Origin of the sequence: Pseudoxanthomonas suwonensis, assembly GCF_010093235.1 — a bacterium.
GTDB lineage: Bacteria > Pseudomonadota > Gammaproteobacteria > Xanthomonadales > Xanthomonadaceae > Pseudoxanthomonas > Pseudoxanthomonas suwonensis.
In genome coordinates, this window is record NZ_PDWP01000002.1 from 149,465 (window position 1) to 172,258 (window position 22,794).

A 22,794-nucleotide genomic window follows, 5' to 3' on the forward strand; every position below is an offset into this window, starting at 1 on the left:
CGCGCCGCGCGCGCGCACTCCCTCAGGTTCTGCGTAGCCCGGATAAGGCCGCAGGCCGCATCCGGGGCCGCTGCGACGCCAGACGGCGCTTAGCCATTCCCGGATGCGCTTCGCTTATCCGGGCTACGTATACGCGGTCAGGTGCCAATCCCACAGGTTCTCCGTAGCCCGGATAAGGCAGCAGGCCGCATCCGGGGCCGCCGCGACACCAGACGGCGCTGAGGCTCCATTCCCGGATGCGCTTCGCTTATCCGGGCTACGTATACGCGGTCAGGCGCCAATCCCACAGGTTCTCCGTAGCCCGGATAAGGCCGCAGGCCGCATCCGGGGCCGCTGCGACATCAGACGGCGCTGAGCCGTTCCCCGGATGCGCTTCGCTTATCCGGGCTACGTATATGCAGTCAGGCGCCAATCCCACAGGTTCTGCGTAGCCCGGATAAGGCCGCAGGCCGCATCCGGGGCCGCTGCGACACCAGACGGCGCTGAGGCTCCATTCCCGGATGCGCTTCGCTTATCCGGGCTACGTATACGCGGTCAGGCGCCCACTCCCGCAGGTTCTGCGTAGCCCGGATAAGGCCGCAGGCCGCATCCGGGGCCGCTGCGGCACCAGATGGCGCTGAGCCTCCATTCCCGGATGCGCTTCGCTTATCCGGGCTACGTATACGCACTCAGGCGCCCACTCCCGCAGGTTCTGCGTAGCCCGGATAAGGCCGCAGGCCGCATCCGGGGCCGCTGCGGCACCAGATGGCGCTGAGCCTCCATTCCCGGATGCGCTTCGCTTATCCGGGCTACGTATACGCACTCAGGCGCCCACTCCCGCAGGTTCTGCGTAGCCCGGATAAGGCCGCAGGCCGCATCCGGGGCCGCCGTGGCACCAGATGGCGCTGAGCCTCCATTCCCGGATGCGCTTCGCTTATCCGGGCTACGTAATATGCGGCACTGAAGCGATCCAGCAGCCTGGCGAGGCGGCAGTGCGTAGCCCGGATAAGGCCGCAGGCCGCATCCGGGGCCACCGTGGCACCAGATGGCGCTGAGGCTCCATTCCCGGATGCGCTTCGCTTATCCGGGCTACGCGCAGGACGTTTGCCCCCATCGCCGGCCCCCGGCATAGTCGGGCGCACCCCCAATCGCTGGACGACGCCATGCACCGAAGCGTGACCCGCGCCCTCCCGCTGCTTCTCGCCACCTTCCTCGCCACCACTGTGCCGGCCACCGAGCAATCGCCGGCCCCGCCGGCCTACGGCGGCACCACCGCCGAGGCCGTGCTGACCGCACGCCGCATCCACACCCTGGATGCCAGCCAGCCGCAGGCCACCGCGATCGCCTGGGACAGGGACGGGCGCATCGTCGCCACCGGCACGGCCGCCGAACTGCGCCACCGCTTCCCGCAGGCCCGCCATGTCGATGCCGGCGATGCCACCGTCATTCCCGGACTGATCGACGCCCACGCCCACGTGATGGAGCTGGGCTACGCCCTGCTGCGCGCCGACCTGTCCGGCGCGACCAGCACGCAGGAAGTCGTGCAGCGCCTGCAGGCCTACGCCGCCACCGCGCCCGAGGACGCCTGGATCATCGGCTGGGGCTGGGACCAGAACCTGTGGCCTGGCGCGCGTTTCCCCACCGCGGCCGACCTCGATGCCGCCTTCCCCGACCGCCCGGTGTGGCTGTCGCGGATCGACGGCCATGCCGCATGGGCGAATTCCGCGGCGATGCGCGCGGCCGAGGCCCTGGACGGCGCACGCCGTTTCGACGGTGACTGGCAGCCGGACGGCGGCCGCATCGAGCGCGAGGGCAACCGCGCCACCGGCGTGTTCGTGGACGGCGCGATGGCCCTGGTCCAGCGCGCCGTGCCGCCGCCGGACGAGGCCTGGCGCGCCCGCGCCCTGGAGCAGGCGCTGCAAGCGGCCGTCGCCAACGGCCTGACCGGCGTGCACGACATGGGCGTGTCCCGCGCCGACCTGGCGCTGATGCGCCGCTTCGCCGACGAGGGCCGCCTGCCGCTGCGCATCAGCGCCTATGCCGACGGCGACCGCGAAGCCCTGGCCGACCTGTGCGAGCACGGCCGCTACCAGCATCCCGGCGGACGCCTGCAGATGAAGGGCGTGAAGCTGTTCGTCGACGGCGCCCTCGGCAGCCGCGGCGCGGCCCTGCTGGAGGACTACAGCGACGCCCCCGGCAACCGCGGCCTGCTGGTCACCGATCCGGCCGCCTACGGGGCGGCGGTGATCCGCGCCCGCGACTGTGGGCTGCAGGTGGCCAGCCATGCCATCGGCGACCGCGGCAATCGCATCGTGCTGGACACCTACCAGCAGGCGCTGGCCGGGCAGGGCGCGCGCCCCGACCACCGCTGGCGGGTCGAGCACGCCCAAGTGGTGGCGCCGGACGACATCCCGCGCTTCGCCAGCCTGCGCCTGGTGGCCTCGATGCAGCCCACCCACGCCACCTCGGACATGGGCTGGGCCGCCGAGCGACTGGGCGAGGAGCGCCTGGCCGGCGCCTACGCCTGGCGCCGCTTCCTGGACCTGGGCGTGCCGCTGGCCCTGGGTTCGGACTTCCCGGTCGAGCAGGTCGACCCGCGCCTGGGCCTGCAGGCGGCGGTCACCCGCCAGGACCGCGACGGCCAGCCCCCCGGCGGCTGGCTGCCCGGCCAGCGCCTGACCGCGCTCGAGGCCCTGCGCGGCTTCACCGTGGAAGCGGCCCGCGCCGGCCACGACGAGTCCCGGGTCGGGCGCCTGGTGCCGGGCCTGCGCGCCGACTTTGTGGTCCTGGACCGCGACCCGCTGGCCATCCCCGGCGGCGAGCTGTCCCGGCTGCAGGTCCGTTCCACCTGGGGGGACGGCCAGCCGGTCCATACGGCCGATTGAGCCCACGACCCCGAGCCCATGCGCTAGAGCCCCTCTCCCCGTGGGGGAGGGTGGCGGAGAGGGGGCGGTGTCCGGCCGTTCACCTTGCCGGTGGCCCCGCCGGTCCAAAACCCGGATAATCCGCAAAAGCCGGTCGGGCACGTTCCTCGTTGGACACTGCCGACCGGCTTTTTCCGTGTCTGGCCCCCGCACCTCCGAACGCCCCGATGGCGTTGCGTCCCGCAGGGAACGGCGAGGCGGTGACCGGCACGGTTCCATCCCGCGGCCCCGATGGCCGCCAGATAAAGGAGTTGCGGCCATGGGCCAGTCAGTGGTCGTCCTCGGTGCCCAGTGGGGCGATGAGGGCAAGGGCAAGATCGTCGACCTGCTTACCGAAGAGATCGGCGCCGTCGTGCGCTTCCAGGGCGGCCACAATGCCGGCCATACCCTGGTCATCAACGGCAAGAAGACCGTCCTGCACCTGATCCCGTCCGGCATCCTGCGCGAGGACGCGCTGTGCCTGATCGGCAACGGCGTGGTGATCTCGCCGGCCGCCCTGCGCAAGGAGATCGAGGAGCTCGAGACCTCCGGCGTGGAAGTGCGCAGCCGCCTGAAGATCAGCCCGGCCGCCCCGCTGATCATGCCGTACCACATCGCCCTGGATCAGGCCCGCGAGAAGGCCGCCGGCGGCAAGGCCATCGGCACCACCGGCCGCGGCATCGGCCCGGCCTACGAGGACAAGGTGGCGCGTCGCGGCATCCGCATCGCCGACCTGCACTATCCCGAGCAGCTGGCCGAGAAGCTCAAGGCCGCGCTGGACTACCACAACTTCGTGCTGACCAAGTACCTGGGCGTGGAGCCGGTGGACTTCGAGACCACCTACAAGGAAGCGCTGGAGTTCGGCGAGTACGTCGAGCCGATGAAGTCGGATGTGGCCGGCATCTGCCACGAGCTGCGCAAGCAGGGCAAGCGCGTGATGTTCGAAGGCGCCCAGGGCGCGCTGCTGGACATCGACCACGGCACCTATCCGTACGTCACCAGCTCCAACACCACCGTCGGCGGCGCGCTGGCCGGCACCGGCGTCGGCGCCCAGGACATCGACTACGTGCTGGGCATCGCCAAGGCCTACGCCACCCGCGTCGGCGGCGGCCCGTTCCCGACCGAGCTGGACGACGAGATCGGCCAGGGCATCCGCGACCGCGGCGCCGAGTACGGCGCCTCGACCGGCCGCCCGCGCCGCTGCGGCTGGATGGACATCGTCGCCCTCAAGCGCGCCGTGGCCATCAACGGCATCACCGGCCTGTGCATCACCAAGCTCGACGTGCTCGACGGCATGGAGAAGCTGAAGGTCTGCATCGCCTACGAATACCGCGGGAAGCGCACCGAGTACGCCCCGCTGGACGCCCAGGGCTGGGAAGAGATCACCCCGGTCTACCTGGAGTTCCCGGGCTGGAGCGAGAACACCCACGGCATCACCAACTGGGACGACCTGCCGCCCGCCGCCCGCGCCTACCTGCGCGCGCTGGAGGAGCTGGCCGGCTGCCCGATCAGCATCGTCTCCACCGGCCCGGACCGCGACCACACCATGGTCCTGCAGGACCCGTTCGCCTGACCGGCTGCGGCGTCCTTGCTCGCGACCGTCTCAAGCAGGCGAAGCGACCTCAGCGAAGACGTCCCGGTGAAGACGTCAGCGACGGCGTTAGCGAAGGCGTCACAGCGAAGGCGTCACAGCGAAGGCGTCACAGCGAAGAGAAGTCTCCTCCGACGTTGCGCTCCGCCTCCCTCCCCCGCAAGCGGGGGAGGGCCGGGGTGGCGGCCACCGGAGCCCTGATCCCAAGTCCCCAGGCAATCTCCGAAGGCCCTCCCACATGAGCCGCCTCCGCCACTCGCAAACGCTCTGCGTCGCCATTGCCGCGCTGGTCCTCGCCGGCTGTGCCACTTCGCGCGCACAGACCGACGCGACCGCCGCCGCCAGCGCTGAAGCGCCCGCGACCGATGCACTCTCCCGCTTCAACAAGCCGGCGCAAGGCATCCTCACCGGTGGCCGCATCACCGCCGACGACCTGCCTGCCCTGCGCGCCGCCGGCATCCGCCACGTCATCGCCTGACGCCCGACGCCGAAACCCCCGACTTCGACGAAGCTTCCGCCGTCCGCGCCGCAGGCCTCGCCTACGACAACCTGCCCATCGCAGGCGCCTCCGATCTCGACCGTGCCTCCGTCGACGCCTTCGATCAGCTGCTCCTCGGCATTGAAGGGCCTGCGCTCGTCCACTGCGCCAGCGGCAACCGCGTCGGCGCCTTGGCGGCACTGCGCGCCGCCTGGTTGAACGGCGCCGAAGAAGAAGCCGCCATCGCCGAAGGCCGCCGCTGGGGCCTGCGCAGTCTCGAAACCGAGGTGCGGAAACGCCTTGCGCTGGAACGCTGCCTCGCTTCGGCCGAAGGCCCGGACCGGACCGAACTCTGCAAGGGCATCTGACCGTCTCACCTGCACGCGACTCTTCTCCTTCCCCCGCGCGCGGGGGAAGGGGCAAGGCGCGGCGAGGCTTGGCCGTGCCTCGCTGCCGCTGGACCGAGTGCTTTCGCAGTCGCGCTCCTTGGCATTGTTTGCCGCATCCCGCCTGACTCCTTCCCCCGCCTGCGGGGGAGGGTTGGGGTGGGGGCAAGCAGGTCGCCGCGTCAGACGCCCGCCTTCGGCGCGCGCCCCCATGCAGCGCGCGCGCCCGGTCATCATGACCACCATGGCGATGGGCGCGGGCATGCTGCCGATCGCGCTGGGCTTCAGCGCCGACGCGAGCTTCCGCATGCCGATGGCGGTGGCGGTGATCGGTGGCCTGATCCCTCCACCGTGCTGGGCCTGGTGGTGGTGCCGGCGGCGTACACGCTGGTGGACGATGTGGAGGAGTGGGTGTTGGGGAGGTGGCGGCGGAAGCGTGCAACCGTGGATGCGAGCATTTCCAGCGATCCGGTCTGATCCATCCGCAGCGGCTTCGGGTTCACGCCTGGGCGCGCGCGGGCCCTCCGCAGTCGGTGAAGTCGACGGTCGGTCAAGTTGCGTCACCACTACGACTGGCCTCAGGATAACGACGGCCCGTGCAATGGGGTGACAGGTGTCGACAGGCAATGCTGGCAGGCTGGGCGGGGTACGTCGTCGGCGATCCCGCGCCGCATACCGACGGGCATTCGGGCTGGCGTTCGCTCTGGTCCTGCTTCTGCCGGCGACCTCGTCACTGGCGCAGGGTGCGACGGCACTGAGCTTCGATCAGGCGCGCGAGCGGATGGAGCGGGTCTCCGACGCACTGGCTGCCGCCGACGCCAACCTGCGCGCCCGGCAGGACCTGTCCGATGCGACCGCGCGCCTGCGGCTGCCGGAGATTTCGCTCGAAGCGCGCTACCTGGAGTTCCAGAAGACGCTGAGCTTGCCGCTGGGTTCGCTGGCGCCAGTGGGCGAGGCGTTCGGCATCGAAAGCCCGTTGCGGTTCCAGGAGCGCGACCGGCGATTGCGTCCGGTGTTGACCACGGTGCTGCCCCTGTACACGGGCGGGCAGATCCCGGCCGCGCAGGCGGCGGCCGCGGCCGCCCTGCGTGGGGCGGACGCGGAACGGGCGCAGCAGTCCCAGAAGCTGACGTCGCAACTGGTCCAGGCCTACTTCGGGCAGGGCCTGGCCGAGCAGGCGCTGAGTGTGCGCCGCGAGGTGCGCGACGGCATGCGGCAGCACCTGGCCCATGCCGAATCGCTTGAACGCGAAGGCTTCGCCACGCGCGCGCAGGTGTTGCAGGCGGTCGTCGCGCGTGATGCCAGCGAGCGCGAGTACCAGAAGGCGCTCAACGACCGCGACGCCGCCGCCCAGGCCCTGGCGCTGCTGCTGCGCAGCGATGGGCCGGTGACGCCGATCACGCCGCTGTTCGTGGTCGGCACATCGCCGGGCACGCTGGAGGCGTTCACCCGGGCGGCGCTTGAGCGGCACCCGCAGCTGGCGCAGCTGCGGGCGCTTGACGAACAGGCGGGCGCAGGCGTGCGTGTGCAGGAGGCGTCACTGAAACCGCAGGTGTACCTGTTCGGCCAGTACGACCTGTACCGCGAGGATGCGCTGCTGACCGACACCGATTGGGCCATCGGCATTGGCCTGAAGTACACCTTCCTGTCCGGGCGGGATCGCCCGCGCCAGATCAGTGCTGCGCGCGCGCAGCAGGAGCAGGCGCAGGCCGCACTGCGCGAGGCGCAGAACCAGATCAGGATCGGCGTGGCACAGGCCTGGAATGCGCTGGAAACGGCACGCCAGCAGTTCCTGCTGCTCGACAGCAGCATCGAGCAGGCGCGTGAGAACCTGCGCCTGCAGGAACTGGCGTTCCGCGAGGGACAGTCGACCTCGCTCGATGTCATGGACGCCAGGCTCGGCCTTGGCGCCGCACGGGTCGAACACGCGCACGCCGCCTACGACTATTGCGTGGCATTGGCGCACCTGCTCGAGCTGGGTGGCCAGTCGGCGCGCTTTGGCGAGTACATCCGCAAGGCAGACCACAGGGTATTTCCCCATGAATGAACCCGCTCCGTCGCCGCCGCCGCCACCCGTGGCTGCGGATGCACCGTCCGGCCGCCGTCGCCTGCGCCTTGTCGCCCTGGGCGTGATTGCCGTGATCCTGGTCGGCGGCCTGTGGCTGGCGTTCCGCAGCCCGGCGGACCTGGTGCAGGGCATGGCCGATGCCGACAGCATCAACGTGTCGGCCAAGGTGACCGCGCGGGTGTCGGCGCTGCTGGTGGCCGAGGGGGAGCGGGTCGAGGCGGGGCAGGGACTGTTCGAGCTGGACAGCCCCGAGATCGCCGCGAAGCAGCGACAGGCCGAAGCCGCGCTCGCGGCCGCGCAGGCGCTGGCGGACAAGGCCGAGGAAGGCGCGCGCGTGGAGGACATCCGCGCAGCGGAGGCCAACTGGCGGCGCGCCCAGGCCGGACACGAGCTGGCGCGCTCCACCTTCCAGCGCCTGGAGCGGCTGCATGCCGAGGGCGTGGTCCCCCGGCAGCAGCGCGACGAGGCCCGTGCGAAGGCGATCGATGCCGAGCAGCAGGCGCGCGCAGCGCAGGCGCTGTACGAACAGGCGCAGGCCGGCGCCCGCGAACAGGACAGGAGCGCCGCGCAGGCGCAGGTGCGGCAGGCCGAAGGCGCCGTGGCCGAAGTGCAGGCGGCCGAAAGCGAAGTGCGCGGCCGCGCGCCGACGGCCGGCGAGGTGTCCAAGCGCCTGGTCGAAACCGGCGAGCTGGTGGCGGCCGGCTATCCGGTCTTCACCCTGGTCGACCTCGACCACATGTGGGTGGCGTTCCACCTGCGCGAGGACCAGTTCGCGGGCCTGGAGGTGGGCCGCCGCCTGCGCGGTTCGATCCCGGCGCTGGAGCGCGAGGACGTCGAGTTCGAGGTCTACCACATCAGCCCGGCCGGCGATTTCGCGACCTGGCGCGCGACCCGGCAGTCGGCCGGCTACGACGTGAGGAGTTTCGAAGTGCGCGCGAGGCCGGTCGCGGAAGTCGCAGGCTTCCGGCCGGGCATGAGCGTGCTGTTCGCATGGCCGCAACGCTGACGCGGCCCACGGTACGCGAGGCGTTCGTCCGTTCGGCGTTGCGCGAGTGCGCACGGCTGCGCGCCGATCCCTGGGATCTGGCGTTGGCCACGTGGGTCCCGCTGCTGGCGCTGGCGCTGCTGGCCTGGATGTTCTCGGCCGGCGTGCCGCGCGAACTGCCGGTGGCGGTGGTCGATCATGACAACAGCGCGGCCAGCCGCGAACTGGTGCGCAGGCTCGATGCCGTGCCGGGCCTGCGGGTGGCCGCGCGGCCGGCGGACCTGACGCAGGCCTGGTCGGAGGTGCGCGCGGTCCGGGCGTTCGCGGTGGTGCACGTGCCTGCGGGTGCCGAGCGCCAGGTCCTGCGTGGCGGCAGCGCCGTTGTTTTCGCCTACTACAACGCCAGCCACCAGACGGCAGGGCAGGCGGTGCTGCGGGGGATCGGAGAGGCGGCGCAGGCGACCAGTGCGCATCTCGTACGCCGTGGGGGGGCGCGGGTCGGCGGGGGGCAGGCGGGCCGCCCGCCGCCGCTGCGGGTGCAGGCCACCGTGCTGGCCAACGCCGCGCGCAGCTACGAGCACTTCCTGCTCGGCCTGCTGTTCCCGGCACTGCTGCACCTCGCCGCCTGCCTGGCGATGGTGGGCGCGCTCGGGCGCGAACTGCGTGACGGCAGCGCGGGCACATGGCTGGCCGAGTGCGGCGATCGCCTGCTGCCGGCGGTGGCCGGCAAGCTGGCGCCGTACCTGCTGCTGTTCACCGCCTACGGCACGCTGTCGCTGGTCTGGCTGGCCGCGATCCGCGGCGGGGTGGCCGGCAGCGCGGTCCTGCTGATCGCCGCGCAGGCGGCGATGTACCTGGCCTACGGCGGCATCGCGCTGCTGCTGGTCGGGGCCACCCGCAACATGGGCACGTCGCTGTCGCTGACCGGACTGTACGCGGGCACGTCGCTGGCGTTCTCGGGCGCGACGTTCCCGGTGCAGGGAGCGCCGCTGTTCGCACAGGCCTGGAGCCAGCTGCTTCCATTTACCGCCTACCTCAAGCTGCAGGCGCAGCAGCTCGACCTGGATGCGGCATGGACGGCCTCGCTGTCGTTGCTGGGGACCTTGCTGCTGTTCGTGCTGGTGGCCGGCGGCGCGGGGCTGCGCCTGTATGCGCGCGGAGCGCGCGATCCGGCCTTCTGGGGGCAGCGATGAACCAGGTCAGGGCCGCCTTCCTGGAGACTCTGCGCGCCGTGTTCTCGGACCGCTACGCGGTGGTGACGCTGATCGGCGCCGTGGTGCTGTACTCGTTCTTCTACCCGGTCGCCTACCGGCACCAGGTGGCTTCGCAGTATCCGGTGCTGGTGGTCGACCTCGACCATAGCGCCATGAGCCGCGCCCTGGTGCGCAAGGCGGGCGCGGTGCGCGCGGTGAGGATCGTCGGCGATGCGACCTCGGTGGAGGAGGCCCGGCCAAGGATCGCCCGCGGTGAAGCGCAGGGCCTGCTGGTGGTGCCCGCGGGGTTCGAACGCGGGATCCTGCGCGGCGGGCAGGGGCAACTGGCGCTGTACGGCAGTGGTGCGTTCCTCGGTCGCGGCGGCGTGGTGCTGGAGGGCCTGGGCGAGGCCGCCGCCGCGTTCGCGCGCGAGGCCGCCGTGGTGCAGGCAGGTTTCGCAGGTGCGCCCGGCGCAGCGTCGCTGCAGGTGGTGGCGCGGCCGCTGTTCAACACCCGCGAGGGTTACGGCAGCGCCGTGGTGCCGGGCGTGGCACAGCTGATCGTGCAGCAGACACTGCTGATCGGCATGCTGGTCATGGCCGGCACGCGTCGCGAACGCCTGGGTCGGCTGGCGTTCTCGCGCCGCGGCCTGCTCGGCATCGCCGCCGCGTTCGCGCTGATCGGCATGTGCAGCATGCTGTACTACAACGGCCTGGTGATGTGGCTCCAGGACTATCCGCGTGGCGGCAATCCGCCCGGTACGCTGGTGGGCGGAGCGCTGTACGTGGCCGCGGTGGTGGCGTTCGCGCTGTTCGCGGGCAGTTTCTTCCGCACCCGCGAACGGCCCTTCCAGCTGATGCTGGTCACCGCGCTGCCACTGTTCTTCCTGTCCGGGCTGTCATGGCCGGCCGTGGCGATGCCACAGCCCCTGGCGTGGCTGGCGAGGCTGGTTCCCTCCACGCCCGGCATCAACCTGATGGTGAAGTTCAACCAGATGGGCGCAAGCTTCGCCGAGGCGCTTCCCGAGTTGTGCAACCTCGCTTTTTTGACACTGCTGTATGGCGCGCTGGCGGTATGGCGCTACGCCCCGGGGCGGGACGGCGCCTGACGGGCCGGTCACGGAGCACGGGGCGGGGGCGGCTTCTGCGCGGGTATCGGAGATCGTCTGCGCGCTGGATGTGCTGGCCGACAGTATTCCACGACGGCACAGGAGGCCGATGCCATGGATGCGCCTGGATCACGCCCCGCGGAGACGCTGACCTATTCCCCCCGAAGAGATCGGGCAGCGCGTAGCCCGGATAAGGCCGAAGGCCGCATCCGGGAACCTGCCACGCTGGACTGCCCCATTGCGCAGCCCGGCGGTGACGCCGCAGCGCGTGGCGGCGCCCTTGGCGTCGCCAGCGCTCCGGCATTGCAGCGGTGCGCTTCGCTTACCCAGGCTACATAGCGCGTGGCCCGGATAGCTCGCAGGCCGCATCGCGCCCCGGCGCCCCTGGGGTACGACGTCTCCACGGCCCCGCGCCCCTGAAGCACAACGCCTTTGCTCCCCTCTCCTCATGGAGAGGGACTGGGGGAGAGGATCGGTTTCCCCGTGCCGCGCGCTCCGCGCCACCCCAAGGCTCACGCCACAACCACCCCGCCGCTGGTCCACTTCGACCATGTCGACGCCAGATCCCCTGCACGCCATGCCGCTGTCCCTCGAAGACCGCGCCCGCGCGCGCCTGCACGGGCCGGCGCTGCCGCTGCCCGGTCGCGGCGACACACTGGCCCGCTGGCGTGCGCTTGCAGGCATCGGCGCCGAAGACCTTGCCCTGGCCAAGGTCCTCGAAGCCCACCACGACGCCCTCGCCATCCTTGCCGAGCTCGGCGCGCCTCGGCCCGCACCCGGCACCCTGCTCGCGGTCTGGGCCGCCGAAGGCCCCGAGTCCACCCTGGTGGTGCGCGATGGTCCCGGCAGTGCGCGCCTGCATGGGCGCAAGCCGTGGTGCTCGGGCGCCAGCTTCGTCGATGCCGCGCTGGTCACCGCCACCTCCGGCGACGCGCGCCAGCTGGTCCTGGTCGACCTGCGCCAGCCGGGCGTGCGCGTGCCCGCTCCGCAGTGGGAAGCCATCGGCATGGCTGCCATCCCCAGCGGTCCGGTGGAGTTCGATGCCGTGCCCTGCCAGCGCATCGGTGCGCCCGGCGCCTATCTCGATCGCCCCGGCTTCTGGCATGGCGGCGCCGGCGTGGCCGCGTGCTGGCTGGGTGCTGCCGTCGCCATCGCCCAGCGCATGGCCGATCCGGCGCGCGTCGCCCGCGATCCGCACCTGGCCGCCACCCTGGGCCGGGTCGACATGGCCCTCGGTGCCGCCACCGCGCTGATGCGCGAGCTGGCCGCGCGCATCGATGCCGCGCCCACGCTCCACCACCGGCGCGAAGTGGTGCGCCTGCGCTCGTTCATCGAACGCACCTGTACCGACGTGCTTGACGCCGCCGCGCGCGCCATGGGCCCCGGCCCGCTGTGCCGCGATGGCGAGCACGCCCGCCGCTGCGCCGACCTGCCCGTGTTCGTGCGCCAGAGCCATGCCGAGCGCGACTGGGCCGGCCTTGGCGCCGACGTCGCCAACCTCGATCCAGGATCCCGATGGCCGCTATGAACAACGACACCCCGCGCATCCACGGCGAAGGCGCATACGAATCCGCCTGGCGCGCCTCGGCCTGGCTGGCCCACCTGCCCGAGCGCAGCGCCACGCAGCTGCTGGAAGGCGCCCGCCGCCTGGTCCTGCTGTCGCCGCATCCGGACGACGAGACCCTGGCCTGCGCCGGCCTGCTGCACGCCGCGGGCGTCGCCGGTTTGCCTGTGCACCTGCTGTCGGTGACCGATGGCGAGGCCTGCTATCCCGGCCACGACTACTGGACCCCCAAGCGCCTGCGCGAGCAGCGCCCGCTGGAGCTGGAGCAGTCGCTGGCCGAGCTGGGCGTGCATCCCACCGTGCAGCGCCTGGGCCTGCCCGATGGCGGCGTGGCTGATCACGCCGACGATCTCGAACTGGCCTTGCACGCCGTGCTGCAACCCGGCGACCTGGTACTCGCACCCTGGGAAGCCGACGGCCATCCCGACCACGACGCCACCGGTCGCGCCGCGCTCGCCACCGTGGGCGAGGAACAGCGCCTGCTGCGCTATCCGGTCTGGGGCTGGCACTGGCTCGAGCCCGGGGCAGGGCAGCCGCCGTTCGATGCGGTGCGCATGCCGCTGGTGCCGGAAGCGGTGGCCCGCAAGCAGCGCGCCATCGCCTGCTTCCGCTCGCAGCTGGGCACCGGCGCGGCCGCCGTGCATGCGCCGATCCTGCCGCCGCACGTGGTGGAACGCTTCCACCGCCCGTTCGAGGTCTACCTGCCATGAGCCTGGCGGGTTACTTCGACCAGGTCTGGCAGGAAGGCGAGGATCCGTTCGGCTACCGCAGCCGCTGGTACGAGGCGCGCAAGCGCGCGCTGCTGCTGGCCGCGCTGCCACAGCCCAGGTTCGCCCGCGGCTGGGAGATCGGCTGCGCCAACGGCGAGCTCACCGCCGACCTGGCCGGCCGCTGCGACGATCTGCTCGGCACCGACCTGCACCCGCGCGCGGTTGCCGTGGCGCGCCAGCGCTGCGCCGAGCTGGCGCACGTGCGCATCGAGCGCATGGAGCATCCGCGGCAATGGCCGCAGGACCGCTTCGACCTGGTGGTGGTCGGCGAGATGGGCTACTACCTCGACGCCGACGCGCTGGACGTGTTCGCGCGCCAGCTGGCCACCAGCCTGCAGCCCGGCGCGGTCCTGGTCGCCTGCCACTGGCGTGCGGATTTCAACGGCCGCCGCACCAGCACCGACGAAGTGCACGCGCGCCTGGCCGTGATCGAAGGCCTGCGCTCCTGCGGTCACTACCACGACGAGGACTTCGTGCTGGACTGCTGGAGCAGCGATCCGGTCACCGTCGCCCAGCGCGAGGGCCTGCGGTGATCGGCGTCCTGGTGCCGGCGCACAACGAGCAGGCACTGATCGGCGACTGCCTGCGCTCGATCCAGCACGCAGCCGGCCATCCAGCGCTGCAAGGCGAGCCGGTGGAGATCGTGGTGGCCCTGGACAGCTGCAGCGACGACACCGCCGCCATCTGCGCCAGCCTGGGCGTGCGCACCATCGCCCTGGACGCGCGCTGCGTCGGCCAGGCCCGCCGCGCCGCCGCCGACACCCTGCTGCAGGCCGGCGGGCGCTGGCTGGCCTCCACCGACGCCGACAGCAAGGTCCCGCAGGACTGGCTGTCCGCCCAGCTGCAATGCGGCGCCGATGCCTTCTGCGGCACCGTGCGCGTGGCCGACTGGCTGGACTTCGCCGAGCGCGTCCGCGCCGCCTTCCTGGCCGACGAGCACTACGAGGACGACCACCCCCACGTCCACGGCGCCAACTTCGGCCTCAGCGCCGCCGCCTACCAGGCCGTAGGCGGGTTCCCCGCACTGGCGGCCCACGAGGACCGCGGGCTGCTCGATGCGCTGGAGCGGGCGGGGTACACCATCGCCCGCAAGGCCAATCCAGCGGTCACCACCAGCGCCCGGCGGGATGCGCGGGCGCGGCAGGGGTTTGGGGATTACCTGTTGGCTATCGAGACGGCTGTGGCGCGGGCGGCGCAGGGGCTAGCGGGCTCATAGCTGCCTCGCCTAAAGAATCGGATAGGGCGTGCCGACCTATTGATCATTGAAGCGTGGCCGGTGATCGAGATTCCAACCAGCAAGCTCACGGCCAGTTCGAGCGGTTCATCAGTCACCAGCTCGCGCGAAAGTCGAACGCCAGTCTTCATCCCGAGAACCGGGAATGGCTGGCTGCGGCGTGGGGTAGTCCCAGGGGTACATGAGGCGGGTCCCCGTGAGTCGCGCGGCGTAGCCGCGGACAGCATGGATACCAGCGCGCCAGAGAGCCGTGGTGCCTCTATCATTCTCACCTCTGGATCCCGGGCCGGGCGGCCCGACTCATTGTTGAACCGGGAAATCCCTTGAACCAGCAAGCTCTTTCTGCCTTCATCTGGTCCGTCGCGGACCTGCTCCGCGGCGATTACAGGCAATCAGACTACGGCAAGGTCATCCTGCCGTTCACCGTACTGCGCCGCCTGGACTGCGTACTGGCGCCGACCAAGGCCAAGGTGCTGGCCGAGTACAAGAAGAGGACCGAGGCCGGAGTCAACCCGGACCCGTTCCTGAAGCGCATCGTCGGCAGTGCTGGCTTCTACAACACCAGTCCGCTGGACCTGCCCACGCTGGTCGGCGACCAGGACCACATCCGCGAAAACCTGTACCAGTACGTGCAGGGCTTCTCGCCCGAGGCGCGCGACATTTTCGAGCGCTTCGAGTTCCACACCCAGGTCGAGCGCCTGGCTAAGGCCAACCTGCTTTACCTGGTCACCGAGAAGTTTGCCGGCATCGACCTGCACCCCGACCGGGTGGACAACGCGCAGATGGGGCACGTGTTCGAGGAGCTGATCCGCCGGTTCTCGGAACTGTCCAACGAGACCGCGGGTGAGCACTTCACGCCCCGTGAGGTGATCAAGCTGATGGTCAACCTCATCTTCATCGAGGACGCCGACGTGCTCACCCCGGGGAATGCCGTGGTGCGCACCGTGTACGACCCGACCGCAGGCACGGGCGGGATGCTCTCGGTGGCCGCCGAGCACCTGCTGGGACACAACCCGTCCGCGCGTCTCACCCTGTACGGACAGGAGCTCAATCCCGAGTCCTACGCGATCTGCAAGGCCGACATGCTGATCCGCGGCCAGGACGTGGCCAATATCGCCTTCGGCAACACATTGAGTGAGGACGGCTTTCCGACCCGCAAGTTCGACTACATGCTCTCCAATCCACCATTCGGCGTGGAGTGGAAGAAGGTCGAGAAGGCGATCCGTGCCGAGCACGAACAGCAGGGCTTCGCCGGCCGTTTCGGCCCTGGCCTGCCGCGCGTGTCTGACGGTTCCATGCTGTTCCTGCTGCACCTGGTGTCGAAGATGGCGCCGGTGGTGGACGGGCAGGGCGGCAGCCGCTTTGGCATCGTGCTCAATGGCTCGCCGCTGTTCACCGGCGGCGCCGGCAGCGGCGAGAGCGAGATCCGCCGCTACCTGCTGGAGAACGACCTGGTGGAGGCCATCATCGGCCTGCCCACCGACATGTTCTACAACACTGGCATCGCTACCTATGTCTGGATCGTCTCCAACAAGAAGGACGACGACCGCCGCGGCCATGTGCAGCTGATCGACGCCAGCGGCTTCTGGCGCAAGATGCGCAAGAGCCTGGGCTCCAAGCGCAAGGAGATGGGCGAGGAGCACATCGCCACCGTCACCCGCCTGTTCGGCGAGTTCACCGAGGCCGAGCTGGTCACCGCGCTGGATGCCAAGGGCCAGCCGCTGGGCGAGCCGGTGCTGGTCACCGCCACTGGTGCCGAATCACCGCCGGTAGCGCCCGAAGGCGGTCGCCTCAAGCGCGTGCCGATCAGCCGTGTGTTCGCCAACGAGGAGTTCGGCTACACCACCATCACCGTCGAGCGCCCGCTGCGCGACGAGGCCGGCAACATCGTGCTGGGCCAGAAGGGTAAGCAGAAGGGCAAACCGCAGCCGGACAGCGCCCTGCGCGATACCGAGAACGTGCCGCTGGGACAGGACATCCAGGCCTATTTCGAGCGTGAGGTGCTGCCGCATGCGCCAGACGCCTGGATCGACGAGGCGAAGACAAAGGTGGGCTACGAGATCCCGTTCAGCCGGCACTTCTACGTATTCGAGCCGCCGCGCCCGCTGGAAGTGATCGATGCGGAGCTGAAGGAGGTCGCCGCCAACATCATGCGGATGCTGGGGGAGATGGCGGAATGAGTCTGCCGAGGTATCCGGATTACAAGGACAGTGGGGTGGCGTGGCTGGGTAAGATGCCGGCTCACTGGGATGTAGCGCCGCTGAAACGCTTTCTCGACATTGAGAATGGTGCTGACTACAAAGCCATAGAGGCGGACGAGGGGTATCCGGTACTTGGTTCCGGTGGACGCTTCGCGTCCGCGACCGACTACATCTACGACGGTGAGTCCGTGCTTCTTGGTCGAAAAGGCACCATTGATAAACCTTTGTATGTCACCGGGAGATTCTGGACCGTCGATACGATGTACTGGTCACGGATCCGTTCAACCGCCTGTGGTCGGTACTGCTACTACGCGGCGACCACCATTCCGTTCGGCATGTACTCGACTAACACTGCATTGCCGAGCATGACAAAAGGCGCGCTTGATGCTCACCGAATGTCGTGCCCGCCTCTTGGCGAACAGCGTGCGATATCTAGATTCCTCGATCGCGAAACCGCCAAGGTCGACGCGCTGATCGCCGAGCAGGAAAAGTTGCTGGCGCTGCTGGCCGAGAAGCGCCAGGCCACCATCTCCCACGCCGTCACCCGCGGCCTGGATCCCAACGTCCCGATGAAGGACTCCGGCATCGCCTGGCTGGGCGAGGTGCCTGTGCATTGGAATACTAGTCGGTTGAAGTATTTGACCGACGCTATCTTCGACTGCCCTCACTCAACCCCGATCTACGATGCTGACGGAGCCTACCTGGTCATCCGCACGGCGGACCTTGATCGTGGTGTCCTGATCAAGGAGGACCTGTATCGGGTCTCTCAGTCTGAGTACGAGGAGCGGATCCGTCGCTCAAGGCTGGAAGAGGGTGACATCGTCTATGGCCGGGAAGGTGAAAGATGGGGTCACGCCGCGCTCGTTCCCGAGTCGGATCGCTATTGCCTGGGGCAGAGAATGATGCAGTTTCGCCCATCTGCAGAGGTCTGTCCGCGATTCTTGATGTGGCAGCTCAATAGTGTCGGAATCTATCGGCAGGGAGAACTGGACACAGTTGGCGCGACGTCGCCTCATGTCAATGTAAGTACGATCAGAAACTTCCAGTTGACCGTTCCACCGCTGGTTGAGCAAAAGGCGATTGCCGCTTTCCTCGAAAGGGTGGCTTCAAGCTTTGATTCCCTGGACGCAGAAGCTAGAAGAGCGATTGATCTGCTGAGGGAGCGTCGAAGCGTTCTCATCGCTGCTGCGGTTACGGGGCAGATAGACGTGCGCGGACTTGGTGAAGCGGAGGCTGCCTAATGCGAGCCGAGAGCTTCATCGTGGATGGTTGCCTGCCGGATATCGAGTACCGCACCACCGCGCCGGAGGAGATCGTGTGTCCGCGCGTCACCCGGCGCGATGGCGTGCCCGTGGTCTACCTGCACAACGAGCGCGCCGCCGCCCATAAGGGGTTCGTCCCCGTCGCCGAGTTCCTGCGCCGGCTGGCAAGGCGTGAGCCGAACCTGGCCTGCACCGGTTACCGCGCCAATGGAAGACAGACCACGATCTCCTTCAACAAGGACGACCGGGTGACGCTGTCGCCCCGGCTGCAAGCGTGGTTGTCGACGCTGGCAGCGCCACGCGAAGGCAAGAGCGCAGCCGTGGTCGGGTTTCTCGCCAACCTGATGCCGCTCTACACGCATGAGGACCGAGATGGTGTCTGGTGCGCACGCTCGCTGCAGGACGGCACCCTCATCCTCCCGGTAGACGAATCGGACTGGGACGAGGAGCGCGGCACGGTGCGCGTCCACTGGCAGGGTGATGCCGCGCGGCAGTCCCAGGTGGATGGCGACCAGATCGCCACCCTGGCGCTGGAGCGGTACGTCCGCCTGCATGGCACGGGCGCTTCGGAAGAGGCGATCGCCGCCGAACTCTGGTACATGGCCCGGCATTTCCATCACAAGACCGGCTGCCACGTGTACCTGCCGCAGCTGCCCGATCCGCCTGACGCGATGGCGCGGCTGCGGCGAAAAGCCGGCGAGATTGGACAGGACGTTCTGATCAATCTGCTGACGTCGTGAAAGAGCCCTGGCTGCGTCATGTACCCGCCGTGTTCCGGGCATTGGCCGACCCGGAGCTCCGGGCTGGTGTGTCGCGGCCCGGTAATGCGTCTTTCGAGGACGCCTGTGCGTACTGGGGCGCGCTGCACTACCTGCTGAGCAATGTGCTGGGCTGGAGGGATGTGGGCGGTGGCCTCGGCTGGTGGTACGCGAGCGGAAAGCCCGTACAGGATTCCCCCGTGCTGGCGCTCGTCAGCGAGGTCTGGGGCGAAGACGACCTGATCGATTACTACGCGGCCTGGACATGGCTCCCGGCCGGGGTTGGATACCTGCGCTCCCAGGCGCAGGACCCGTTCAACGGTCCCTCACCGACCTGGCTGGCGCAGCACTCGCGCTGGCCGGACGAGGACTGGTGGCGGGCCTTCGTCCGTCGTGGCCAGGTGCACCACCACGATCCGTTCTATGGCGGCAGCGATCCCCTGCATCTGGCCGCACATGCAGGCCCGTGTCTGGACACACCATCGGCTGATCCGCTGGTGCAGAGGTATGCGGCGCAGCGCAGGGTGGTGCTGGTCACGAGCGGGCTGGCACATTGGCTGGCCGATCTGGAGCGGCTGCACGGGCAGCTTCCGCCACTTGGGGACCGCTCCTGGAGGATCGAGGTGTTCGATCGCACCGTCGGCTGGCTGGGGGAGTATCGCCGCAGCCGGGTCACCGGCCGCTGGTTCACCGGCAAGCACAGCATCCATATGCAGGGGAAAGGACAGTCATGACGCACACGTTGACGGCCAAGGAACAACCACTGGCCAAGATTTTCAGCGACGAGTACATGTTCTCGATACCGGCCTACCAGCGGCCGTACTCGTGGGGCGTGGACCAGGCGCAGGAACTGCTCGACGACCTCCTGGGCTACATGCGCACAGGCGGCACGAAGTTGGAGGACATTCCGCCGTACTTCCTCGGCAGCCTGGTGCTGATCAAGGAGGAGTCCTCGCCGAAGGCGCAGGTCGTGGATGGCCAGCAGCGGCTGACCACGCTGACCCTGCTGCTGGCCTGCATCCGGGCCGTTGTGTCGGACGAGAACGTGCGCAGGGGCATCACGCGGCGCATCTACGACCAGGGCGACATCGTCTCGGCCACCGAGAACCACTATCGGCTGACCCTGCGCGAGCGCGACAGGCAGTTCTTCCGCGAGCGCGTGCAGCACGAAGGCGGCATCGAACAGCTGGTCGCTGGCAACGAGGCGCTGCCCGACAGCCAGCAGCGGCTGCGTGACAATGCGCGGCACTTCATGGCGGTACTGCGCGATCTGGAGCCTGCCGCGCTGGTGCGGCTGGTCCAGTTCATCGTCACGCGCTGCTACCTGGTGGCTGTCGCGACACCGGACCTGGATTCGGCGTACCGGATCTTCGGTGTGATGAACAGTCGTGGCCTGGACCTGACGGCCACCGACATCCTCAAGGCGGAGATCATCGGTGCGCTGCAGGACATGGCGCGAAAGACGTACACCGACAAATGGGAAGCATTGGAGTCAGACCTGGGACGCGATGGTTTCGGCGAACTGTTCAGCCACATCCGCATGGTGTACCGCAAGGCCAAGCCGAAAGGGACCTTGCTCAAGGAGTTTCGCGACCACGTGGCGCCAGCGGACCCGGCCGCGTTCATCGACAAGGTGCTGGAGCCGATGGCCCAGGCATATCGCGAGATCAGCGATGCTGACCACGCCAGTACGCGTCATGCCGAGGCGATCAACGATGCGCTGCGCTGGCTCAACCGGTTGGAGTTCAAGGACTGGATGCCTCCCGCGCTTGCGCACTTCACGCGCCACAAGGGAGATCCGGACGCGCTGCTTGCGTTCGTGACCGGCCTGGAGCGGCTGGCGTACTCGATGCTGGTGCGCAAGGCGGGCGTCAATGAGCGCATCGAGCGGTTCTCGCGGCTGACGGCGGCGGTCGAAGCCGGTGACGATCTGGCGCAGCCCGGGTCTGCACTGCAGCTCTCGCCGCTGGAGCAGCACGAGATGTACACGATGCTGGATGGGCCGCTGTACCGGACGCATTCGGCGCGTGCGCTGGGCGTGATCCTGCTGCGACTGGACGCCTTGGTATCCGATGGCAGCAAGACCATGCAGCACGACCAGGTCACGGTGGAGCACGTGCTGCCGCAGACGCCGCGCCCGGACAGCACCTGGGTGAAGTGGATGCCAAGCGAGCAGGAACGCCAGGGTTGGGTGCACCGGTTGGGCAATCTGGCGCTGCTCAACCGCAAGAAGAACAGCAGTGCCAGCAACTATGAATTCGACCGCAAGAAGCAGGCCTATTTCAGCAAAGGGGGCGCGTGTGCGTTTCCGCTGACCACCCAGGTGCTGCAACAGGCCGAGTGGAACGGGTCTGTGCTGCAGGCGCGACAGGCATCGCTGCTCAAACTTGCCGAGGATCACTGGCAGCTGGTCACGCGTGCTGCGGCTGCGAAATCTCCGGCGGCGACGACCGCGTCAGAAGCGGAGTCGCCTGTATTCGTACTCGGCGGCTTGAATCACCAGATCCAGGCGACGGGCAGGCAAGTGGATGGCCAGTTTGTGGTGCTTGCTGGGTCGCGCGCACGGGCGGACTGGGTGGGCGTCGACGGCGGTTACAAGTTCCTGCACCAGGATCTGGTCGACAACGGCACGCTGGCACCGCCAGTGGGTGAAGCACGCGAGTTCCTGCGCGATACCTGGTTCAGCAGTCCGAGCGCAGCCGCGGCGGTGGTATGGGGTCGATCAGCGAACGGGCGCATGAGCTGGCGCGTGCAGGCCACGGGGCAGACTTTCGCCGAGTGGGAGGAGGGCGTTCCTGCAGGCGAGTCGGATGAGGACGAGGGGGAAGACGACGCCAGGGAGGACCTGTACCGCCGCTTCTGGGACCAGTTCCTGGCCAAGGCCAATGCGCGCGGCGCGTTGTTCCAGCGGCGTACCCGCAGCGCGAACCCTTGGCTCGGGGTCGGACTGGGGCGCAACGGGTTCCGTCTGAACGTGGCCATGACCCGTGGCGAGGCGCGGGTGACCTGCCTGATCCATCACGAAGATGGCGGTACGGCCCTGTTCGATGCACTGCACGCCCATCGTGCCGAGATAGAGGAGGCGTTCGGCATGCCGCTGGACTGGGCCGGCTTGGCCGAACAGAAGCGTTCCCGAATCCGTTCCACCACCGAGGGAGGCTGGCTGGTGCCCGAGTCGGAGTGGCCTGAACTCCATGATCGGCTGGTCGACCTGGCGTATCGGATGGACGCGGCTCTGCGCTCCCGGATCAACGCGCTATGAGGCTGGCTTGCATGCTGGTTGCCTACAAGGCAACAATCGTTGCCACATGAGCAACACATCAGCCTTGATGGACCTTCTTTTCGGCCAGACCCGTCAGGCGGTTCTGGCCGTGCTGCTGCTGCAGCCGGAGGCCAGCTTCCACCTTCGGGAGCTGGCCAGGCTCACCGGCAGCCACGCCGGCACGCTGGGGCGTGAGCTGGAGAAGCTGGTCGGTGCCGGGCTGCTGGTCCGGCGCGAGCAGGGCAACCAGGTGCGCTACCAGGCCAACCGGGCGTGCCTGCTGTACGACGAGCTGGCAGCGATGTTCCGCAAGACCCATGGCGCCGTGCCGGTCCTGCGCGAGGTGCTTGCGCCGCTGGCTTCCGCGATCGAGGCGGCCTGGATTTTCGGCTCGGTGGCCCGGGGCACGGAAGTGGCCGGCAGCGATGTGGACCTGCTGGTGCTCGGGGACGTGGGGTTTGCCGACATCGTGCGCGCCATCCACCCGGCGCAGATCGAACTGGGTCGGGAGATCAATCCTGTGGTGTACTCCGGCCGGGAGTTCCGGCGGAAGCTGGCCGCAGGCGATGCATTTGCCAGACAGCTGCTGGACGGGCCGAAGTTGATGGTGACAGGGGACAGGGATGACATTGGAGAACCTGCTGGCGATCCGCCAGTTGCAGACGCACGCGGCTGAGCCGGCTGCGATCCGGAGGCTGCTGGAAGCGGCACGCCGCAACCTGGCCGATGCGCGGGTGGAGAGCATCAGTGCGGACAGCCGCTTCGACGCGGCCTACAAGTGCGCGATGCAATGCGCGATGCTGGGGCTATGGGCGCGGGGCTACCGTACCTCCACCAGCCAGCCGGGCCACCACCAGACCGCGATCCAGTGCCTGGGACACACGATGGGCGTGGCGGCCGAAGACATCATCGTGCTCGATGCCTTGCGCAGGAAGCGAAACCTGAGCGACTACGAAGGCGACCCGGTCTCCGAGGCCACGCTGGCCGAAGCGCTATCGTAAGCCGCGCGGCTGCTGGCGCACACCGAGGCGTGGCTGCGCGCCAACCTGCC

General features: G+C 69.1%; 20 protein-coding genes. All 20 read left to right on the top strand.

Annotation, left to right across the window (positions count from 1 at the left end; translation table 11 throughout):
- The first annotated feature begins 1,142 nt into the window (after positions 1-1,142).
- The 20 genes from CSC68_RS01575 to CSC68_RS01665 all read left to right on the top strand — a co-directional run bounded on the left by CSC68_RS01575 (position 1,143) and on the right by CSC68_RS01665 (position 22,744).
- A complete protein-coding gene (locus CSC68_RS01575) occupies positions 1,143-2,864 on the top strand; it encodes an amidohydrolase (protein ID WP_162201745.1) in 1,722 nt (573 codons plus the stop codon).
- A gap of 298 nt (positions 2,865-3,162) precedes the next feature.
- Positions 3,163-4,455 (top strand): adenylosuccinate synthase, encoded by a 1,293-nt coding sequence (locus tag CSC68_RS01580; RefSeq protein WP_162201746.1) that lies wholly within the window; start codon positions 3,163-3,165, stop codon positions 4,453-4,455.
- A 256-nt stretch (positions 4,456-4,711) separates the two neighbouring features.
- Entirely contained in the window at positions 4,712-4,951 is a 240-nt protein-coding gene (locus tag CSC68_RS15860; RefSeq protein ID WP_246193410.1) for a hypothetical protein, read from the top strand.
- A 191-nt stretch (positions 4,952-5,142) separates the two neighbouring features.
- On the top strand, positions 5,143-5,319 hold the full coding sequence (locus tag CSC68_RS15870; RefSeq protein ID WP_246193411.1) for a hypothetical protein: 177 nt from the start codon (positions 5,143-5,145) through the stop codon (positions 5,317-5,319).
- A 369-nt stretch (positions 5,320-5,688) separates the two neighbouring features.
- Positions 5,689-5,814, top strand: coding sequence for a hypothetical protein (locus CSC68_RS16005; protein WP_281353768.1), 126 nt, complete (start codon positions 5,689-5,691; stop codon positions 5,812-5,814).
- Between the two features lie 160 nt (positions 5,815-5,974).
- Positions 5,975-7,384 carry a TolC family protein gene (locus CSC68_RS01595; protein WP_162201783.1) on the top strand — a complete coding sequence of 470 codons (1,410 nt, stop codon included), beginning with the start codon at positions 5,975-5,977 and terminating at the stop codon, positions 7,382-7,384.
- The gene (locus CSC68_RS01600) at positions 7,377-8,411 is read left to right on the top strand and encodes an HlyD family secretion protein (RefSeq protein WP_162201747.1); all 1,035 of its coding nucleotides are present in this window, start codon (positions 7,377-7,379) and stop codon (positions 8,409-8,411) included. Before CSC68_RS01595 ends, CSC68_RS01600 begins: the two co-directional genes overlap by 8 nt.
- The gene (locus tag CSC68_RS01605; protein WP_162201748.1) at positions 8,396-9,583 is read left to right on the top strand and encodes an ABC transporter permease; all 1,188 of its coding nucleotides are present in this window, start codon (positions 8,396-8,398) and stop codon (positions 9,581-9,583) included. Before CSC68_RS01600 ends, CSC68_RS01605 begins: the two co-directional genes overlap by 16 nt.
- Entirely contained in the window at positions 9,580-10,692 is a 1,113-nt protein-coding gene (locus CSC68_RS01610) for an ABC transporter permease (protein WP_162201749.1), read from the top strand. The genes CSC68_RS01605 and CSC68_RS01610 overlap by 4 nt, the downstream gene beginning before the upstream one ends.
- Positions 10,693-11,242: 550 nt before the next feature.
- Positions 11,243-12,220, top strand: a complete 978-nt coding sequence (locus CSC68_RS01615) for an acyl-CoA dehydrogenase family protein (protein WP_246193412.1) — start codon at positions 11,243-11,245, stop codon at positions 12,218-12,220.
- On the top strand, positions 12,217-12,966 hold the full coding sequence (locus CSC68_RS01620) for a PIG-L deacetylase family protein (protein ID WP_246193413.1): 750 nt from the start codon (positions 12,217-12,219) through the stop codon (positions 12,964-12,966). Before CSC68_RS01615 ends, CSC68_RS01620 begins: the two co-directional genes overlap by 4 nt.
- Positions 12,963-13,559, top strand: coding sequence for a class I SAM-dependent DNA methyltransferase (locus CSC68_RS01625; RefSeq protein ID WP_162201751.1), 597 nt, complete (start codon positions 12,963-12,965; stop codon positions 13,557-13,559). The genes CSC68_RS01620 and CSC68_RS01625 overlap by 4 nt, the downstream gene beginning before the upstream one ends.
- Entirely contained in the window at positions 13,556-14,242 is a 687-nt protein-coding gene (locus tag CSC68_RS01630; RefSeq protein ID WP_162201752.1) for a glycosyltransferase family 2 protein, read from the top strand. The genes CSC68_RS01625 and CSC68_RS01630 overlap by 4 nt, the downstream gene beginning before the upstream one ends.
- A gap of 341 nt (positions 14,243-14,583) precedes the next feature.
- A complete protein-coding gene (locus CSC68_RS01635) occupies positions 14,584-16,440 on the top strand; it encodes a type I restriction-modification system subunit M (RefSeq protein ID WP_162201753.1) in 1,857 nt (618 codons plus the stop codon).
- Positions 16,437-17,702, top strand: a complete 1,266-nt coding sequence (locus CSC68_RS01640; protein ID WP_162201754.1) for a restriction endonuclease subunit S — start codon at positions 16,437-16,439, stop codon at positions 17,700-17,702. The genes CSC68_RS01635 and CSC68_RS01640 overlap by 4 nt, the downstream gene beginning before the upstream one ends.
- Positions 17,702-18,463, top strand: coding sequence for a hypothetical protein (locus tag CSC68_RS01645; RefSeq protein WP_162201755.1), 762 nt, complete (start codon positions 17,702-17,704; stop codon positions 18,461-18,463). The genes CSC68_RS01640 and CSC68_RS01645 overlap by 1 nt, the downstream gene beginning before the upstream one ends.
- Positions 18,460-19,215: a hypothetical protein gene (locus tag CSC68_RS01650; protein ID WP_162201756.1), complete on the top strand. Its 756-nt coding sequence runs from the start codon at positions 18,460-18,462 to the stop codon at positions 19,213-19,215. Before CSC68_RS01645 ends, CSC68_RS01650 begins: the two co-directional genes overlap by 4 nt.
- A complete protein-coding gene (locus tag CSC68_RS01655; protein WP_162201757.1) occupies positions 19,212-21,743 on the top strand; it encodes a DUF4268 domain-containing protein in 2,532 nt (843 codons plus the stop codon). Before CSC68_RS01650 ends, CSC68_RS01655 begins: the two co-directional genes overlap by 4 nt.
- Positions 21,744-21,789: 46 nt before the next feature.
- Entirely contained in the window at positions 21,790-22,419 is a 630-nt protein-coding gene (locus CSC68_RS01660) for a nucleotidyltransferase domain-containing protein (protein ID WP_162201758.1), read from the top strand.
- Entirely contained in the window at positions 22,367-22,744 is a 378-nt protein-coding gene (locus CSC68_RS01665; RefSeq protein WP_246193414.1) for a DNA-binding protein, read from the top strand. The genes CSC68_RS01660 and CSC68_RS01665 overlap by 53 nt, the downstream gene beginning before the upstream one ends.
- The last annotated feature ends 50 nt before the right edge of the window (positions 22,745-22,794 follow it).

What these genes read in the sequence shown, in the direction of transcription:
- CSC68_RS01580 (WP_162201746.1), top strand. Translation starts at nt 3,163, where the DNA reads ATGGGCCAGTCAGTGGTCGTCCTCGGTGCCCAGTGGGGCGATGAGGGC.
- CSC68_RS01615 (WP_246193412.1), top strand. Translation starts at nt 11,243, where the DNA reads ATGTCGACGCCAGATCCCCTGCACGCCATGCCGCTGTCCCTCGAAGAC.
- CSC68_RS01655 (WP_162201757.1), top strand. Translation starts at nt 19,212, where the DNA reads ATGACGCACACGTTGACGGCCAAGGAACAACCACTGGCCAAGATTTTC.
- CSC68_RS01600 (WP_162201747.1), top strand. Translation starts at nt 7,377, where the DNA reads ATGAATGAACCCGCTCCGTCGCCGCCGCCGCCACCCGTGGCTGCGGAT.
- CSC68_RS01645 (WP_162201755.1), top strand. Translation starts at nt 17,702, where the DNA reads ATGCGAGCCGAGAGCTTCATCGTGGATGGTTGCCTGCCGGATATCGAG.
- CSC68_RS01605 (WP_162201748.1), top strand. Translation starts at nt 8,396, where the DNA reads ATGGCCGCAACGCTGACGCGGCCCACGGTACGCGAGGCGTTCGTCCGT.
- CSC68_RS01640 (WP_162201754.1), top strand. Translation starts at nt 16,437, where the DNA reads ATGAGTCTGCCGAGGTATCCGGATTACAAGGACAGTGGGGTGGCGTGG.
- CSC68_RS01575 (WP_162201745.1), top strand. Translation starts at nt 1,143, where the DNA reads ATGCACCGAAGCGTGACCCGCGCCCTCCCGCTGCTTCTCGCCACCTTC.
- CSC68_RS01665 (WP_246193414.1), top strand. Translation starts at nt 22,367, where the DNA reads ATGACATTGGAGAACCTGCTGGCGATCCGCCAGTTGCAGACGCACGCG.
- CSC68_RS01610 (WP_162201749.1), top strand. Translation starts at nt 9,580, where the DNA reads ATGAACCAGGTCAGGGCCGCCTTCCTGGAGACTCTGCGCGCCGTGTTC.
- CSC68_RS01625 (WP_162201751.1), top strand. Translation starts at nt 12,963, where the DNA reads ATGAGCCTGGCGGGTTACTTCGACCAGGTCTGGCAGGAAGGCGAGGAT.
- CSC68_RS01660 (WP_162201758.1), top strand. Translation starts at nt 21,790, where the DNA reads ATGAGCAACACATCAGCCTTGATGGACCTTCTTTTCGGCCAGACCCGT.
- CSC68_RS15860 (WP_246193410.1), top strand. Translation starts at nt 4,712, where the DNA reads ATGAGCCGCCTCCGCCACTCGCAAACGCTCTGCGTCGCCATTGCCGCG.
- CSC68_RS01620 (WP_246193413.1), top strand. Translation starts at nt 12,217, where the DNA reads ATGAACAACGACACCCCGCGCATCCACGGCGAAGGCGCATACGAATCC.